This window comes from Marinobacter pelagius (assembly GCF_003315345.1).
Taxonomy (GTDB): Bacteria; Pseudomonadota; Gammaproteobacteria; order Pseudomonadales; family Oleiphilaceae; genus Marinobacter; species Marinobacter pelagius_A.
Genome location: NZ_QNRO01000003.1, coordinates 150,364 through 165,607 on the forward strand (window position 1 = coordinate 150,364; position 15,244 = coordinate 165,607).

Below are 15,244 nucleotides of genomic sequence, written 5' to 3' on the forward strand. Positions count from 1 at the left end.
GAAACCAATGGCCAACGACCCTCTCGCACTTGGGCAACTCTACCAGCAACAGTCCCGACGGGTGCTCGCAACGCTGATCCGCCTGCTCGGCGATTTTGCGCTGGCCGAGGAGGCTATGCAGGAGGCCTTCACCGCCGCTATCCGCCAATGGCCGGAGGAAGGCACCCCCGACAACCCGACCGCCTGGCTGATTCGTGCTGGTCAACGCAGGGGCATCGACCAGATCCGGCGCAAGCAGACCGCCCGGCAGTATTCCCATCTTCTGGCAAACGGTGAGGACGTTGCTCCCGAGCCCGATGAGCAATCCATCGCAGATGACCAGCTCCGGCTGCTGTTCACCTGCTGCCACCCCGGCCTTTCCATAGATGCCCGGGTAGCCCTGACACTTCGGGAAATGTGCGGACTGACTACCGAGCAGGTAGCCAGTGGCCTGCTTCAGAAGCCGGCCACCCTGGCCCAACGCATCGTGCGCGCCAAGAAAAAGATCCGGGAAGCGGGAATCCCCTACGAGATTCCGGGCGCGAAAGAGCTTCCGCAGCGTTTGCCGGATGTGCTTCGAGTCGTATACCTCGTCTTCAATGAAGGCTACTCCCGAAGCGACGGAGAGTCGGTCGTAGACATCAGTCTCGCCAATAAGGCAATCCGACTTGCCGAGGAGCTTGGCGGCATGCTGCCGCAGGGGGAGGTATTCGGATTACTTGCGCTGATGCGACTGCAGCACTCCCGACGCCACGCGCGCCAGGACGCCGAAGGGGAACTGGTGACCCTCGAAGATCAGGATCGTAGCCGCTGGGACCAGCAAGACATCCGTCAGGGGCTGCAGTACCTTGAACTCGCCCTGACCGCTTCCCCCACCGGCCCCTACACCCTGCAGGCCTCCATCGCTGCCGTGCATGCCCAAGCGCTTCAGGCCGATACCACCGACTGGGCGCGAATTGTCCGGCTTTACGATGCGCTTTACCGCCAACAACCCTCTCCGATAATCGCACTCAACCGGGCGGTCGCCGTTGCCATGCGTGACACGCCGGCAGATGGACTTCGGCTGCTTGAGGCCCTCATCCCGGAAAAAGCAATTCTCAATTACCACCTGTTCCATGCCGTGCGGGCCGATCTCTATCGCCGCGCCGGTGACACGAAAGCCGCAGCAACGGCCTACCAACGCGCCATAGAGCTGACCAGCCAGGGCCCCGAGCAACGTTTCCTTCAACGCAGGTTGGCAGCACTCGGGCCCATTACCTGAAAAAAGTTTCCGATGTTGTCGATTGCCGTTGGTGCCGGACGACTCAGTCATATAACCACCAACGGAGAATCATCAGATGAACAAAATCCTTGAGGCCGCGGCGGATACTGCCGCCGAAAACAGCCAATTGCCACGGGAAATGAACATACATGTGGCATTTCCCGGAACCTGCCGTGAGGCCATGGAATTCTATTCCGAAGTCACCGGCGGCCTCCTGGAGGCCATGATTACCTATGGCGAGACCCCTGCCGCGGAAGAAGTGTCCGCTGACATGCATGATCGGATCGTCCATGCCTCCGTTAACCTCAGAGGACGAAGGCTGATGGGCGCTGATTGCCTCGAATATCAGCAGCCTGAGGGCGCCCAGATTCACCTGGAATACGACCGCGAGGATCAGGCGGAAAGGGTCTTCCGAGCGCTTTCCGATGGGGGCCAGGTAATCATGCCTTTCGAGCAGACCTTCTGGGCCCATCGCTTCGGCATGACCCGTGACCGGTACGGGCTTCAGTGGATGATCAGCTGCGGACTCGAGCAGTGCACGTAACAACAAAAGGAGCAGACCATGAAATACGTTGCCCTGGTTTATTACCAGGAAAGCATCATCAATGCGATGACCGATCAGGAATGGCATGACCTCAACCAGGAATGCGTGGCCGGCGTCGAGCGGTTGTCAGCCCAGGGTCATTTCGTGACCGGTCAGCCCCTGCAACCGGTGGATACCGCAACCACCGTTCGCGTCCGGAATGAGGAGGTGCTGATCACTGATGGACCCTTCGCGGAAACCAAGGAACAACTTGCGGGGTTCTACCTGCTCGAAGCCAGGGATCTGAACGAGGCGATCCAACTGGCAAGCCGTATTCCACCGGCACGATTCGGCAGTATCGAAGTGCGACCGGCTCGGGAACTGCCTCCCAAGGATTGAGAGGTTGCAGGTCAGCCCCGAGGGCTGACTTGCCTATGCTTCAGACCTTGAGGCCCGCTGCCCGCACCCGGGCCGCGTGCAGCTTCTTGTAGCTCTCGACCAGGCGCAAGTGCTTGTCGAGGCCTTCCAGCTGCATGTTGGTCGGGGTCAGGCCGTGGAAGCGCACGGTGCCCTCCACCGAGCCGACCACTGCGTCCATGGTCTCGTCCCCGAACATGCGGCGGAAGTTGACGATGTAATCGTCCAGTTCCAGCTCGTCATCCAGGGTCACTTCCAGCACCGCTTGCATGGCCTGATAGAACAGGCCGCGTTCGACGGTGTTGTCGTTGAACTGCAGGAACATCTCGACAAATTCCAGCGCTTCCTCATGCCAGCCCAGGGCCAGGCAGATCAGCAGCTTGAGCTCCAGGATGGTCAGCTGCCCCCACACGGTGTTTTCATCAAACTCCACGCCGATCAGATTGATGATGGTCATGTAGTTATCGAGCTGGCTCGCTTCCAGTCGCTCCGCCAGGTCCGCCAGCTGCTCGTCACTCAGGGAGTGCAGGTTGAGGATGTCTTCCCGGTAGTCCAGGGCCATGTTGGTGTTGTCCCAGATCAGGTCCTCCACCGGATAGACCTCCGAGTAGCCCGGCACCAGAATGCGGCAGGTCGGGGCGCCAAGATCCTCATGCACCGCCACGTAAACTTCCTTGCCCAGGTCCGCGAGGATACCGAAGAGCAGATCGGCCTCTTCCTCATTGCTGCCGGAGAAGTTCCAGTCACTGAACTCGTAGTCGGACTTCGCGCTGAAGAAGCGCCAGGACACCACCCCCGTGGAGTCGATGAAGTGCTCCACGTAATTGTTCGGTTCGGATACCGCCAGACTGTTGAACGTGGGCGGCGGCACATCGTTCAGGCCCTCGAAGCTGCGGCCCTGCATCAGCTCGGTCAGGCTGCGCTCCAGGGCCACATGGAAGCTTGGATGGGCCCCGAAGGAGGCGAACACGCCGCCGGTTTTCGGGTTCATCAGGGTCACACACATTACCGGGAACCGACCGCCCAGGGAGGCATCCTTCACCAGCACCGGGAAGCCCTGGGCTTCCAGCGCCTCGATGGCTTCCACGATCTCGGGATAGCGCGCCAGCACATGCCGGGGCACATCCGGCAGGACAATCTCTTCCTCGATGATCTGCTTCTTCACCGCACGCTCGAAAATCTCGGACAGGCACTGCACCTTGGCCTCGGCCAGAGTGTTACCGGCACTCATGCCGTTGCTCAGGAACAGGTTTTCAATCAGGTTGGAGGGGAAATACACCACCTCACCGTCGGACTGGCGCACGAACGGCAGGGAGCAGATACCCCGGTCCACGCGGCCGGAGTTGGTGTCGATCAGGTTGGAACCACCAAGCTCCCCCTCCGGGTTATAGATAGTCAGGCAGTGGTCGTCCAGGATGCCTTCGGGCAGCTCGTCATCCGGGCCCGGCTGGAACCACTTCTCGTCCGGGTAGTGCACAAACCCGGCGTTGGCGATGTCCTCGCCGAAGAACTGGTCGTTGTAGAAGAAGTTGCAGTTCAGCCGCTCGATGAACTCGCCCAGGGCGGAACACAGGGCGCTCTCCTTGGTGGCACCCTTGCCGTTGGTAAAGCACATGGGCGAGGCGGCATCTCGGATGTGCAGCGACCACACGTGGGGCACGATGTTGCGCCAGGAGGCAATCTCGATCTTCATGCCCAGCTCACGCAGGATGCCGGTCATTCTGGCGATGGTCTGCTCCAGGGGTGCGTCCTTGCCCTCGATGAAGGTGTGGTGCTCGCTGTCCGGCTCCACCATCAGCAGCGCCTGGGCGTCCTCATCCAGACTTTCCACGGTCTCGATTTCGAAGTTCGGGCCGGTCTGCACCACCTTCTTGACGGTACAGCGGTCGATGGAACGCAGGATCCCTTGCCGGTCTTTCTCCGGCAGGTCCTCGGGCAGCTCTACCTGGATCTTGAAGATCTGGTTGTACCGGTTCTCCGGGTCCACGATGTTGTTCTGGGACAGCCGGATGTTGTCGGTGGGAATATTGCGCGCCAGGCAATACACCCGAACGAAATAGGCCGCACACAGGGCTGAGGATGCCAGGAAGTAGTCGAAAGGACTCGGCGCCGAGCCATCACCCTTGTACCGGATGGGCTGATCGGTGACGACGGTGAAGTCGTCGAACTTGGCTTCAAGGCGGAGGTTGTCGAGAAAATTGACTTTGATTTCCATAGCGGGAGCACCAGGCTTGGAGAATTTCGGCGAGCCGTCAAGCTAAAATGCGCTATTATCCAGTTTTTGCAAGGCCCCGTCTCTCCGTAATACTGCGACGGAGTAGGGACGACTAATCTTTTCATCGCACCCTTCGTAAATACGGTGCTGAATCAATCAACGAGGAGAAAACATTATGATCTTCTACGTCACCCTCGGTGTCAGTGACATGGAACGGGCAAAGGCCTTCTACAGCGACTTGCTGGGCGATCTGGGCGCCAAGGTCCTGCTGGACATGGGACGCATTGCCTTCATCGGCAAAAGCATGCGCGAACCGATGCTGGCGGTGTGCATTCCCTTTAACGAAGAGCCCAACCACCCGGGCAACGGCAACATGCTGGCGATCCACCCCGGCCCCAAAGAAGCGGTCGATGCCCACTACAAAAAGGCCATCGAACTGGGCGCCACCTGTGACGGCGAGCCGGGACAACGGATTCCGGGACAGTTCTATGGGGCCTACGTGAAAGACCCGGACGGCAACAAGCTGGCGTTTTACCACTTCGGCTGAGCCGACTGAAAAGCTTTCAACAGGCGCGTATCAAACCGCCACTTGTGGCGAAAACCGACGGTCCCAGGTTCGTTCCAGTGCCTCGAACAGACTGTCGGTTGCCAGCGCCAGCAAGCCGATCAGGATCGCCCCCTGCAGCACATATGCGGTGTTGCCGTTGACCAGTCCGGCAATGACCGGATCGCCCAACGTTCGGGCACCGATGGTGGAGCCAATGGCTGCGGTGGCGATGTTGATGGTGACCGAGGTGCGGATGCCGGCAAGAATCACCCTGCCCGCCAGGGGCAGTTCGGCCCGCACCAGTACCTGCAGGGGTGACATGCCCATTCCCCTGGCCGCCTCCTTCACGGCAGGGCTGATGCCTTCCAGGCCCGCCAGGGTGTTACGCAGAATCGGCAGCAAGCCATAGAGCATCAGGGCAACCAGTATCGGCGCTTCCCCGAAACCGAGAACCGGCACCGCCAGCGCCAGCACCGCGACCGGCGGGAAGGTCTGGCCGATGGACGCCACCTGACTGACCAGCGGCAGGAAATCGCGGCCCGAGGGACGGGTGGCGAAAATGCCGCCGGCCACGGCGACCAGGGTGCCCACCGCCGCGGAGATCAGGACCAGTAGCAAATGGTTCTGCAGGAGGAACAGAAAACTCTCCCGCTCATAGATCACCTGCTGTTTGTCCGGCTGCACCCAGTGAAACAGCGGCTCCAGTGCCGGCATACCGGCGCTCAGTCCGCACAGGAGAACGGCCAGCAGGACAGGCGGCAACCAGAGTCGCATCAGGCGCCTTCCTGAATCAGTCGTTCACGGGTAATCACTCCCGTCTCCTCCCCTCGGGCATTGAAGACGGGCACCTGCTCCGCCCCCTGCCAGAGCATGACCGACAGCGCCAGACGAAGATTGTCCTCTTCCTTGAGCCCCTCCGCCCCCGGTTCCGGGCGTTTCGGCGCCGGATGGGCCTGCATCAGCTGCCGCACCGGGCGCAGGCTCATCAGTTTCAGGCCCCGGTCCTGTTTGCCCACCAGGTTCTCGACAAACTCAGACGCCGGCCGCCGGAGGATGTTCTCGGGGGTGTCGTGCTGGATGATGCGCCCCTGGTCCATCACCGCAATACGGGTCGCCAGTTTCAGAGCCTCATCAATGTCATGGGTGACGAAAACGGTGGTTTTGCGGACCTGCTTCTGGATGCGCAGCATCTCCAGCTGAAGATTCTCCCGGGTGATCGCATCCAGCGCACCGAAGGGCTCATCCATCAACAGGATGTTCGGGTCTGCCGCCAGCGCCCGGGCCACCCCTACCCGCTGCGCCTGACCGCCGGACAGTTGCTGGGGGTATTTATTGGCGTGGGTGGCCGGGTCGAGATCCAGCAGGGTCATCAGCTCGTGGACCCGCGCGTCGATCCGGTCCCGGGGCCACTTCAATAACTGGGGCACCATGGCGATGTTCCGCGCCACCGTCCAATGGGGGAACAGGCCCGTGCCCTGGATCACGTACCCCATGTTCAGCCGCAGCTGCTCCGCATTCATGGTGGTGATGTCTTCCCCGTCCACCAGGATCTCGCCTTCACTGTGGGGCAACAGGCGGTTGATCATCCGCAGCGTGGTGGATTTGCCGCAGCCGGAACTGCCCACCAGGACGCAGACCTCGCCGGTTTCGATGGTCAGGTTGATGTTATCCACCGCGACGGTAGGACCGAAGCGCCGGGTGACATGTTTCAGTTCGATCATCCGGACAAATCCTCTTCCTGTCAGGCCGTGGCCGGGGTCGGCTTCAGGCTGGCAGCGAGCATGGTGAATACGGCATCGGCCAGCAGGGCAAGCGCAATGGTGGGCAAGGCCCCGAGCAACACCAGATCCATCGCCGCCTGACCGAGCCCCTGGAAAATAAAACTGCCAAAGCCGCCGGCACCGATCAGGGCCGCCACCGCCGTCAGACCGATGGCCTGAATGGTGGTAATGCGCACCCCCTCAATGATGACCGGCAGCGCCAGCGGTAACTTGAGCTTGAAAAACAGCTGGCGCTCATTCATGCCCATACCCCGGCCAGCATCGGCCAGGTTCTCGGGCACTTCGGTGAGCGCGACAAAGGTGTTGCGAACCATCGGCAGCAGACTGTAGGCGACCAGGGCCAGCAACGCGGGCGTCCAGCCGATCCCCCGGATACCCAGCGTTTCCAGGACCGGGAAGGCCGCCACCAGGGCGCTCAGCGGTGCAATCAGCAAACCGAACACCGCCAGGCTGGGAATGGTCTGGAGAAAACTCACCAGACCGAGGATGGGCCGCTGCCAGCCGGGACTGCGCATCATTTTCAGTGCCAGACCAAACGCCAGAACGGCACTGATGGCCACCGCCCCGAACGCCAGCGCCAGATGCGTCCAGAACGCCTGCTCGAACTTGGCCGGCCGCGCGTTGAATTCCCGCACCAGCGACAGGCTCTCGAGGCCTTCGCTCTGCAGGAATATCAGCCAACTGCCACCAATCACAACCACCAGCAGGAGCTCCAGCCCCCGCCGGCTCCCGAGCCGCCCCAGAGTCTCGATCAACATCAGGAACAAAAAAAACAACAGGCACCAGAAACCCGCACCAATGGACGAGCGGGCAAAGGGGGAATCCTCCGGCAGATGCCGGCTCGCAAACACATCCAACAAGAGGGGCAGCAGTGCCAACGAGAGGCCAAGCAGGGCGAGCTGGATCAGGTAGCGGCCACGGAGATTCAGGAAGGCGAGCAGAATGGAGCCGGCCAGCGTCGACGTGACCAGGGCCGCGCCGCCCCAGCCAACCGCCGAGACCAGGCCATGGCCGGTGCCGGGCACGATGCGATTGGGCTGGATGGTGCCAACGTCCAGAAGCCAGACCAGGGCCAGGGCCAGCAACCCCAGCGCGGGAATGACACGGTTCGGCATAAGCTGACTGGATTCGGAGCGGCTAACCGACAAACCTCACTCCCGGGCCAGGGAATCCAGGTAGTCCCGCGCCACTGTCTGGGCGGGCACACCATTTACCGCAACCTGGCCGTTCAGGCGCTGCAGGGTTTCCAGATCCAGGGATTCGAAGATGGGCTCCAGCACCTCCCGGATCTGCGGGTAGGTTTCCAGCACCTCGGCACGGACGATGGGCGCCGGCTGGTACACCGGCTGAACGCCCAGGGTGTCTTCCATCACCTTCAGATCCAGCGCGTCCAGACCGCCATCGGTGCCATAGGTCATGGCGCCGTTGACGTCGTTGTTGTTCAGAGCCGCTGCCCGGAGGGTGGCGGCGGTGTTGCCACCGGACAGAATCAGCAGCTGATCGGACGCCAGCTCGAAGCCATACGCTTCCTGAAACGCGGGCAAGGCGCTGGCTGATTCCACAAACTCGGCACTGGCCGCAAACTTGAAGGCACCACCGTCATTGATGTACCCGGCCAGGTCTTCCAGGGTCTTCAGGCTGTTCTCCCGCGCCAGGTCCCCGCGCACACTCATGGCCCAGGTGTTGTTGGCCTGCGCCGGTGTCAGCCAGACGATGTTGTGCGCTTCCTCATCGAGACGGGCGGCCTGCTCGTAGGCCTTGTCCGCGTCTTTCCAGATGTCGCGATCGGCCTGGTCATGGAAGAACGCCGCGTTGCCGGTGTACTCCGGGTAGACATCGATTTCGCCCGCCTTGATGGCGTTGCGCACGATGCTCGTGCCCCCGAGCTGAAGGCGATTTTCCACCGGAATGCCGGCCTCTTCCAGGGACTGCAGTACCATCTGGCCCAATACGGCGCCTTCGGTATCGATCTTGGATGACACCACCACCGGGTCGGCGGCCATGGCCGGCGCAGTGATCAACATGGCGGTCAGTGCCGCAGCGCGGCGAAAACGGGAGATGGGGAACACGGCCATTCCTCTTGGTCGTTTGGCTGAATTTGGAATCCAAAGGCTGTCGCAACATGCGAACGCACGTTGCAGCCACAACCATTCAGTCTATGGCACGCACATACGAAGGCAAGGCGGAATTGGTCTTTCAACGCCCCAAAGGGGTTGTGTACAAAACACAGTGCGTTAGTCTGATCATGAATTAACCAGCAAGGGAGTCAGGATGATGGGCCAGACATCGGAAGACACCACCCGCAACAAGGCACCGACCATACCCTCGCTGGACCCTGATCGGGTCTCCCTGATCGAAGAAGCAGGGCTGACGCTCAAACAACTGGAGCCTCTCGGCGTCAAGATCTACGGCGCCGATGTTCGCTCCGATCTGCCCGAACCCATCATCGAAGCGTTGGAGCAGGAAATGGCGAATCGGGGGTTCATCGTCTTCAAACACCAGCGCGATCTCTCCCCCGAGGAACTGATCAACGCCAGCAAATGGTGGGGCGCTCGCGAAATCCACTCCACCCATGGCATCCATCCGGCGACGCCGGACAGGAACAGACACATCTTCCGTTGCTCCAATAACAGCCGCTACGGCATTCTGGGGGTTGGCCCCCAGTGGCACAATGACGGCAGCTTCGAAGCCGCAACGTTTTCGCATTCAGCCTATTACATGGCCCGGGCGCCCGAGCATGGCGGCGGCACACACTTTGCCCACCAGGGCGCTGGCTTTGATGCGCTGCCAAAAGAAAAACAGGATTTCTGGCAACGCCTCGTATCCGTGAATTCAGCCTCCTGCGTGACCCACCCCGTTGTCCACACCCATCCCATTTCCGGACGAAAAAGCGTGTGGCTGCATCTGGGAATGACCGGTGCGGTTCTTGAGCGACTACCGGAGTACGGACTCTCGATTGAAGAACTGCAGACATTGCCAGCAACGGCCGACAATTTGCGTTTGTTGACTCCGGACGAGATGAAGCAGCTTTTCAACGACTATAACGATTTGCTGAACGAGTCCTTCGAAAAAGGTTACGGGATCCGTTACCACTATGACACCGGGGATCTGCTCTTTATCGATAACTGGGCGGTGGCTCACCGGGCATCACCGGAAGCCCACATGCCAGCCGAGCAGCAGGGGTTACGAATCATGGATCGAGTGACGATCAAGGCGAGACAGAACCTGGCACCGCACTTCGGGTTGCCCACCTACATCAATATGAACGGGCCTCATCCGTTCAACAAGGATGGTGTCTGGCAAACGGGTGGCGTTGGCTTTCGGTGGAAGGATGATATCCGGATGCAGAACTGAGGCGGGAAGCTCTTGCTTGCCCGGTTTCAGTGAATCCGGCCCAGCTACCTCCGGCAACAGCCACTGGTTAAGTGATGGTAGCTCAAGTTGGCAATCCCTCGAACTTTGGCACCTCCCCTAACCCATCATCCCAAGCAGCTTTGCCGGATGAAAAGATATGCGCAGTTGGCACCACAGTGATTTCAGTATCCAAACACCCTGCGGGAACGACAAGCAAACCTGCAATCTGAGTGTTTGGCAATGCTGAACCACACAACTTACAAAAGCTTTTGTTGTGACGAGTACCTGGAAGCGTAAAGGAAGTCACAGCATCTGCACCCGACTGCCAGACCAATTTCGCTGAGTGCGAGAATAGATTTGCTGCATGGGCCGAGCCTGTATCTTTTTGGCAATGCCGACAATGGCACAGGTAAAAGCTGTCGAACTCACCTTTTACCTCAAAGCTCACGGTACCACACAGACAAGAACCGAAATGATCAGCCATCAGAACTCCTTCCATGGACTGTGGGTGAAAACACATAACGCCTTGGCTGTGCAGCCGATTGTTAAATCCTTTTTTTATACCTCATACGGAGGCCTTTTCTCGCAGGATTCCGAGACCCGATGACCGGATCTGTGAGCGGCGTCGAGGCTAGCGATTCAGTTCGTACGCGCACATATTGACGGCCGTGGCCAAATTCAGCGATTCAAGAACGCCGGCCCCTTTAATGGAATACGCGGTCACATCAAGCCTGGCCAGTTCGTCGTGGGGAACTCCGCGCGCTTCATTGCCAAATATAAAGCACTGTTGCGTTGTAAAGCTTTCACTGGAGAGTGGTGCTCCGGCAATATCCAGGCACGCAAAGTGATCAAAGCGCGTTTTCAGCTCGTTGATACTCACATCCAATTCAATGGGCACATGGAAAATCGCCCCCATACTCGCACGCACCACTTTTGGGTTATAGGGGTCCACACTGTTGGGGCTTAATACGCAGCGAAAACCGCCGAACCAGGCCAAAGTTCGCAAAATGGTACCCAGGTTGCCCGGGTCCTGAACTTCGTATAAATAAATGGTTTTTTCGTGGGGTGTTTCACCCGCATCAACAGAAGGCGCAGAGAGCGGCTCAGCGGGAAGAAATGGCACCACCGCAACAATGCCCTGCGGAGTCTGCGTATCGGCAATCTTTTGCATTTGCTTGTCAGTAATACGTACCTGTTCCAGCGATGTCGCCACGTCGCCGTAGCTTTCACTGACATAAACTTTCGCCTGCCGGAATGCAGGAATAGCTCTGGCCGCCTTTTCCAGCTCCAGGATCAGGTGCTCGCCTTCCACCAAAAAACAGCCCAGATCTTTGCGGCCTTTCTTCTTATGCAGCTTTTTTATGTCATCCAGTTTCATCGCGCGTTACTCACACCAATAAGCCACTGAATACTAGCATGGATCGGGATTTTCCCATGTTACAGCCCCCTGCCGGAGCAGGTATAATTCGCGCACACTTCAGGTTCTATTCAGAGCAATGACATGGCCAGATCCAAAAGCAGCCAGCAATGGCTTGATGAGCACGTCAATGATGTGTATGTGAAACGCGCGCAAGCTGATGGCTATCGCTCCCGCGCCAGCTACAAGCTGCTTGAGCTGATTGAGAAAGACAAGCTGGTTCGCCCCGGCATGGTGGCCATGGACCTTGGCAGTGCACCGGGCGGCTGGTCGCAGGTATTGGCGACCAGGGTCGGCGCCAAGGGCCGCGTGATCGCCTCCGATATTCTGCCCATGGATGCCATAGCGGGTGTGGACTTCATCCAGGGAGACTTTACCGAAGACGAGGTCTTTGACGACATCATGGCCACCCTGGACAACGCCCCGGTGGACCTGGTGGTCTCGGACATGGCCCCCAACATAAGCGGTATCAATGTGGCCGACCAGGCAGCGTCCATGTATCTGGTGGAGCTGGCCCTGGATATGGCTCGCCAGGTCCTGAAGCCCGGCGGCTGTTTTGTCGCCAAGGTGTTTCAGGGGGTGGGCTATGACGAATACCTCAAAGACGTGCGTTCGTCGTTCAGCAAGGTCTTGATTCGCAAACCCGATGCGTCACGCGCCCGCTCCCGCGAGGTCTATGTGGTGGCCAAAGGCTTCAAAGGCTAGCCACGCGCTTTCTTGACGCTTGGCTTCCTTGGCCGTTTTGACTTCGGCCCTGTGTTTTTACCGCCGGGTTTCCCACCCGGCCGGTTTATGTCACCGCCCTTGCCCGGTTTCTTATGTTTGCCGGATGGTTTCCCGGGCTTATGCCTGCCTTTGGGTTTAACGCCAGTTTTCTGGGCTTTAGGTGGGTCGCCACGTTTCGGACCGGACTTCTTACTGGCTGACCGTTTTTGCGTGGTTTTATGCCCGGCAGGCGCCTCAGAAGAGGAGTCTTTAATGGCGTCCATAATGCCATTCAGCTCTTTTTGCGTGAGGTCGCGCCACTCACCAACGGCCAGGCCTTTGAGATCCACATTCATGATGCGAACACGTTCCAGCGTGACTACATCGTAACCAAAGTGTTCGCACATACGGCGAATCTGGCGGTTCAAGCCCTGTACCAGGGTGATTCTGAAAACCTTAGCGGACTCCTGTTGCACCTTACACTTCTTGGTCATGGTGCCCAGAATCGGCACCCCGTTGGCCATCCCTTCAATAAAGCCCTTGGTAATGGGCTTGTTCACTTCCACCAGATATTCTTTTTCATGGTCATTGCCAGCGCGCAGAATCTTGTTCACCAGATCGCCGTTACTGGTTAAAAAAATCAGGCCCTGGGAATCCTTATCCAGGCGACCGATCGGGAAAATTCGGGTACCGTGGCCCACGAAGCGCTGGATGTTATTGGGCTCACTGCTGTCTGTCGTGCTGACAACGCCCACGGGTTTATTCAGTGCAATGAAAACGAAGTCGTCGGGCTCTGGCGGCTCGATCAGCTGCCCGTTAACCTTTACCGTATCACCGGGCGTGACCAGATCGCCCACCTCAGCACGCCGGCCATTCAGAGATACGTTGCCCTGTTCAATGTAACGGTCCGCTTCGCGGCGCGAGCACATACCGCTGCTGCTGATGTATTTATTGAGGCGGGTCGACGAGGCATTCAACATAGGTAATGACTTATCTTGATGATTGGCTTGGAAAATAAAACTGCGCACAGCACCCGGCTAAGACGGCACCACGCTCGCAGCTAGTCACCCGCCTATCTTATGGTATTCCCACCTTCTGCTCTATGGGCGTCGCTTGGAACCGATAGTTATGTTTCGACATTTTTAGCGACGAGACCTACGTAAGGCTTCTGACACAAAGCCACCCAAAAGACTGAAGCCTTTGCCATTAACGCCCCCCATTGCTGGGTGCCGGAGCGAAGCGCAGGTCGCGTGCAACCAAGACGAGAAGCCACGAAACAAAGGCGACCACGATCGCGGATTGATCGGCTTTCTTTCCAACCCTATCAGAGAGTTACACGGATTTTTTATGCAACTTTCGGAGTTTTGCGAACGCGTTCGTTTAACTCCGGTTCTCAATGCTCGGTGCGCTGCAGGACCCGGCCCAGGTTATGGAAGTAATTCCGGAAGGCTTGGTTAATCCGCTCGCGCTGCTCACCCTGTGGATAAAGCCCCAGCTTTGCCTCTTCCGATTCCCGGGTTCCACGCACCAGAAACGCATTCTTACAGTTGGCGTCCTGCACAAAGGCTTCAAAGGCCCGGGCGCACAGCTCCTCCGGCTGGCTGTAGTAGTGCACCCCGGCGGCCTTGTCGGCTTTCGCAGATTTTCGGAACAGGTCGCTGGGTTCGGTGCCTGCCTCGTTGAGCAATACGGTCCGGTAGCAGGTCTGCAGGCGCTCGTTCAGGGGATGGGCGATGGCGTCCTCGCGGGTGAGCCAGAGTTTGGAGGCAAACTCGCCTTTGCCGGTGCCTGTGAATAACTTGTCGGCGATGTAGTGGTCGAAGGCGTGGAACCACTCGTGGGCAATGCTGCCGGGGCCGGCGTTCTTGGCCAGGGCGAAGCTACGGGTGGCGGGGCTGTAGTGGGCCGAAACGCCGGGCCGGCCGCCGATGCCGTACTGCAGTGCCAGGGTGCCGCGCAGGGAGATGAGGGTTTCCGTGCCACCGAGGATGGTCATGAGGTCGCACAGGGCATCATAGAAGAGCCCGGCGCTGCGCTGTTTTTCCGGTTCGGTCACCCAGCGGCCAATCTCCACGGTGCGGAACTGGAAACGGCGGCGAACGTCCAGGAAGGTGACGGCGGTATCGCCCCGGTGATCGGGGCCTCGGCGGTAGAAGGTTCTTGGCATGGGCCAATCATAGGGAGACAATCGCTCTGAATCTACAGAACAAGGAATCCATGATGACCCAACTGCCCCAGCTGACCGACGCCCTGCTCACCCTGGAAGACGGCGTGGCGGTGCTGACCCTGAACCGGCACGACCTGCGCAATGCCCTCACCGGCTCGAACCTGATTGATGACATCGTCACCACCGCCGAATGGGTCAATCACTGCCAGGAGGTCTCGGTACTGGTAATCACCGGGGCCGGCTCGGCGTTCAGTGCCGGCGGCAACGTCCGGGACATGGCCACCCGCAGCGGCGATTTCGCCGGTGAGCCGGCCGAGTGTGCCGAGCGCTATCGCAAGGGCATCCAGCGCATTCCACTGGCGATGCAGGCGGTGGAGGTACCGGTCATTGCCGCGGTGAACGGGCCAGCCATTGGCGCGGGTTTTGATCTGGCCAATATGGCGGATATCCGCATTGCCGCCGATTCCGCCAAATTCGGGGAAACCTTCCTGAACCTGGGCATCATTCCCGGCGATGGCGGGGCCTGGTTCATGCAGCGGTTGATTGGTTACCAGCGTGCCTTCGAACTGACGCTGACGGGCCGCATCGTGGATGCCGCCGAAGCCAGGGAACTGGGCATCGTCATGGACGTGGTACCGGCCGATGATCTGATGCCGGCAACCCTGAAGATGGCGATGAAAATGGCCAATCAGCCGCCCAAGGCCACACGGCTCACTAAGCGCCTGATGAAGATGGCCCAGCGCACCGAGCTGAAGGATTTCCTGGATATCTGCGCCTGTTTCCAGGGCATGTGCCACAATGAGCCGGAGCACCTGGACGCGGTGAACCGGATGCTGGAGGCCATGGCCCGGAAATAACCCATCCGGAGCTGCCCGACA

16 protein-coding genes are annotated in these 15,244 nt (G+C 59.4%); 7 read left to right on the forward strand and 9 right to left on the reverse strand.

Annotated features, from left to right (window positions below; all coding sequences use genetic code 11):
- The first annotated feature begins 7 nt into the window (after positions 1-7).
- From DET50_RS04685 to DET50_RS04695, 3 genes are all read left to right on the forward strand, one after another.
- Positions 8-1,240: an RNA polymerase sigma factor gene (locus DET50_RS04685; protein WP_113861716.1), complete on the forward strand. Its 1,233-nt coding sequence runs from the start codon at positions 8-10 to the stop codon at positions 1,238-1,240.
- Between the two features lie 76 nt (positions 1,241-1,316).
- Entirely contained in the window at positions 1,317-1,784 is a 468-nt protein-coding gene (locus DET50_RS04690) for a VOC family protein (RefSeq protein WP_113861717.1), read from the forward strand.
- 18 nt (positions 1,785-1,802) lie between these two features.
- Positions 1,803-2,162 carry a YciI family protein gene (locus tag DET50_RS04695; RefSeq protein WP_113861718.1) on the forward strand — a complete coding sequence of 120 codons (360 nt, stop codon included), beginning with the start codon at positions 1,803-1,805 and terminating at the stop codon, positions 2,160-2,162.
- A 40-nt stretch (positions 2,163-2,202) separates the two neighbouring features.
- Here the strand turns inward: DET50_RS04695 and DET50_RS04700 are convergent, their stop codons facing one another.
- Entirely contained in the window at positions 2,203-4,395 is a 2,193-nt protein-coding gene (locus tag DET50_RS04700) for an OsmC domain/YcaO domain-containing protein (protein ID WP_113861719.1), read from the reverse strand.
- 175 nt (positions 4,396-4,570) lie between these two features.
- Between DET50_RS04700 and DET50_RS04705 the strand changes: the two genes are divergently transcribed.
- Complete coding sequence (locus DET50_RS04705; RefSeq protein ID WP_113861720.1) at positions 4,571-4,942, forward strand: VOC family protein; 372 nt, start codon at positions 4,571-4,573, stop codon at positions 4,940-4,942.
- Between the two features lie 30 nt (positions 4,943-4,972).
- Here DET50_RS04705 and DET50_RS04710 read toward each other — a convergent pair whose 3' ends face one another.
- Genes DET50_RS04710 through osmF form a run of 4 tightly spaced genes read right to left on the reverse strand, consistent with a single transcriptional unit; the run spans position 4,973 to position 8,798 of the window.
- Positions 4,973-5,716, reverse strand: coding sequence for an ABC transporter permease (locus DET50_RS04710; protein WP_113861721.1), 744 nt, complete (start codon positions 5,714-5,716; stop codon positions 4,973-4,975).
- The gene (locus tag DET50_RS04715; protein WP_113861722.1) at positions 5,716-6,663 is read right to left on the reverse strand and encodes an ABC transporter ATP-binding protein; all 948 of its coding nucleotides are present in this window, start codon (positions 6,661-6,663) and stop codon (positions 5,716-5,718) included. The genes DET50_RS04710 and DET50_RS04715 overlap by 1 nt, the downstream gene beginning before the upstream one ends.
- Positions 6,664-6,683: 20 nt before the next feature.
- Positions 6,684-7,838 (reverse strand): ABC transporter permease, encoded by a 1,155-nt coding sequence (locus DET50_RS04720; RefSeq protein ID WP_113861795.1) that lies wholly within the window; start codon positions 7,836-7,838, stop codon positions 6,684-6,686.
- Positions 7,839-7,874: 36 nt separating this feature from the next.
- Positions 7,875-8,798 (reverse strand): glycine betaine ABC transporter substrate-binding protein OsmF, encoded by a 924-nt coding sequence (osmF, locus tag DET50_RS04725; protein WP_258546046.1) that lies wholly within the window; start codon positions 8,796-8,798, stop codon positions 7,875-7,877.
- A 199-nt stretch (positions 8,799-8,997) separates the two neighbouring features.
- Here osmF and DET50_RS04730 point away from each other — a divergent pair, with 199 nt between their 5' ends.
- On the forward strand, positions 8,998-10,077 hold the full coding sequence (locus tag DET50_RS04730; RefSeq protein WP_113861797.1) for a TauD/TfdA dioxygenase family protein: 1,080 nt from the start codon (positions 8,998-9,000) through the stop codon (positions 10,075-10,077).
- An 82-nt stretch (positions 10,078-10,159) separates the two neighbouring features.
- Here DET50_RS04730 and DET50_RS04735 read toward each other — a convergent pair whose 3' ends face one another.
- Positions 10,160-10,561 carry a GFA family protein gene (locus DET50_RS04735; RefSeq protein ID WP_113861723.1) on the reverse strand — a complete coding sequence of 134 codons (402 nt, stop codon included), beginning with the start codon at positions 10,559-10,561 and terminating at the stop codon, positions 10,160-10,162.
- 147 nt (positions 10,562-10,708) lie between these two features.
- Positions 10,709-11,455 carry a TrmH family RNA methyltransferase gene (locus tag DET50_RS04740; RefSeq protein WP_113861724.1) on the reverse strand — a complete coding sequence of 249 codons (747 nt, stop codon included), beginning with the start codon at positions 11,453-11,455 and terminating at the stop codon, positions 10,709-10,711.
- A 123-nt stretch (positions 11,456-11,578) separates the two neighbouring features.
- Between DET50_RS04740 and rlmE the strand changes: the two genes are divergently transcribed.
- Positions 11,579-12,199, forward strand: coding sequence for a 23S rRNA (uridine(2552)-2'-O)-methyltransferase RlmE (gene rlmE, locus DET50_RS04745; protein ID WP_091998267.1), 621 nt, complete (start codon positions 11,579-11,581; stop codon positions 12,197-12,199).
- Here the strand turns inward: rlmE and rluF are convergent.
- A complete protein-coding gene (rluF, locus tag DET50_RS04750) occupies positions 12,196-13,227 on the reverse strand; it encodes a 23S rRNA pseudouridine(2604) synthase RluF (protein ID WP_258546047.1) in 1,032 nt (343 codons plus the stop codon). The genes rlmE and rluF overlap by 4 nt on opposite strands.
- A 365-nt stretch (positions 13,228-13,592) precedes the next feature.
- Entirely contained in the window at positions 13,593-14,366 is a 774-nt protein-coding gene (locus tag DET50_RS04755) for a CLCA_X family protein (protein ID WP_113861726.1), read from the reverse strand.
- 53 nt (positions 14,367-14,419) lie between these two features.
- Here DET50_RS04755 and DET50_RS04760 point away from each other — a divergent pair, with 53 nt between their 5' ends.
- On the forward strand, positions 14,420-15,223 hold the full coding sequence (locus DET50_RS04760) for an enoyl-CoA hydratase-related protein (protein ID WP_113861727.1): 804 nt from the start codon (positions 14,420-14,422) through the stop codon (positions 15,221-15,223).
- Positions 15,224-15,244: the final 21 nt, after the last annotated feature.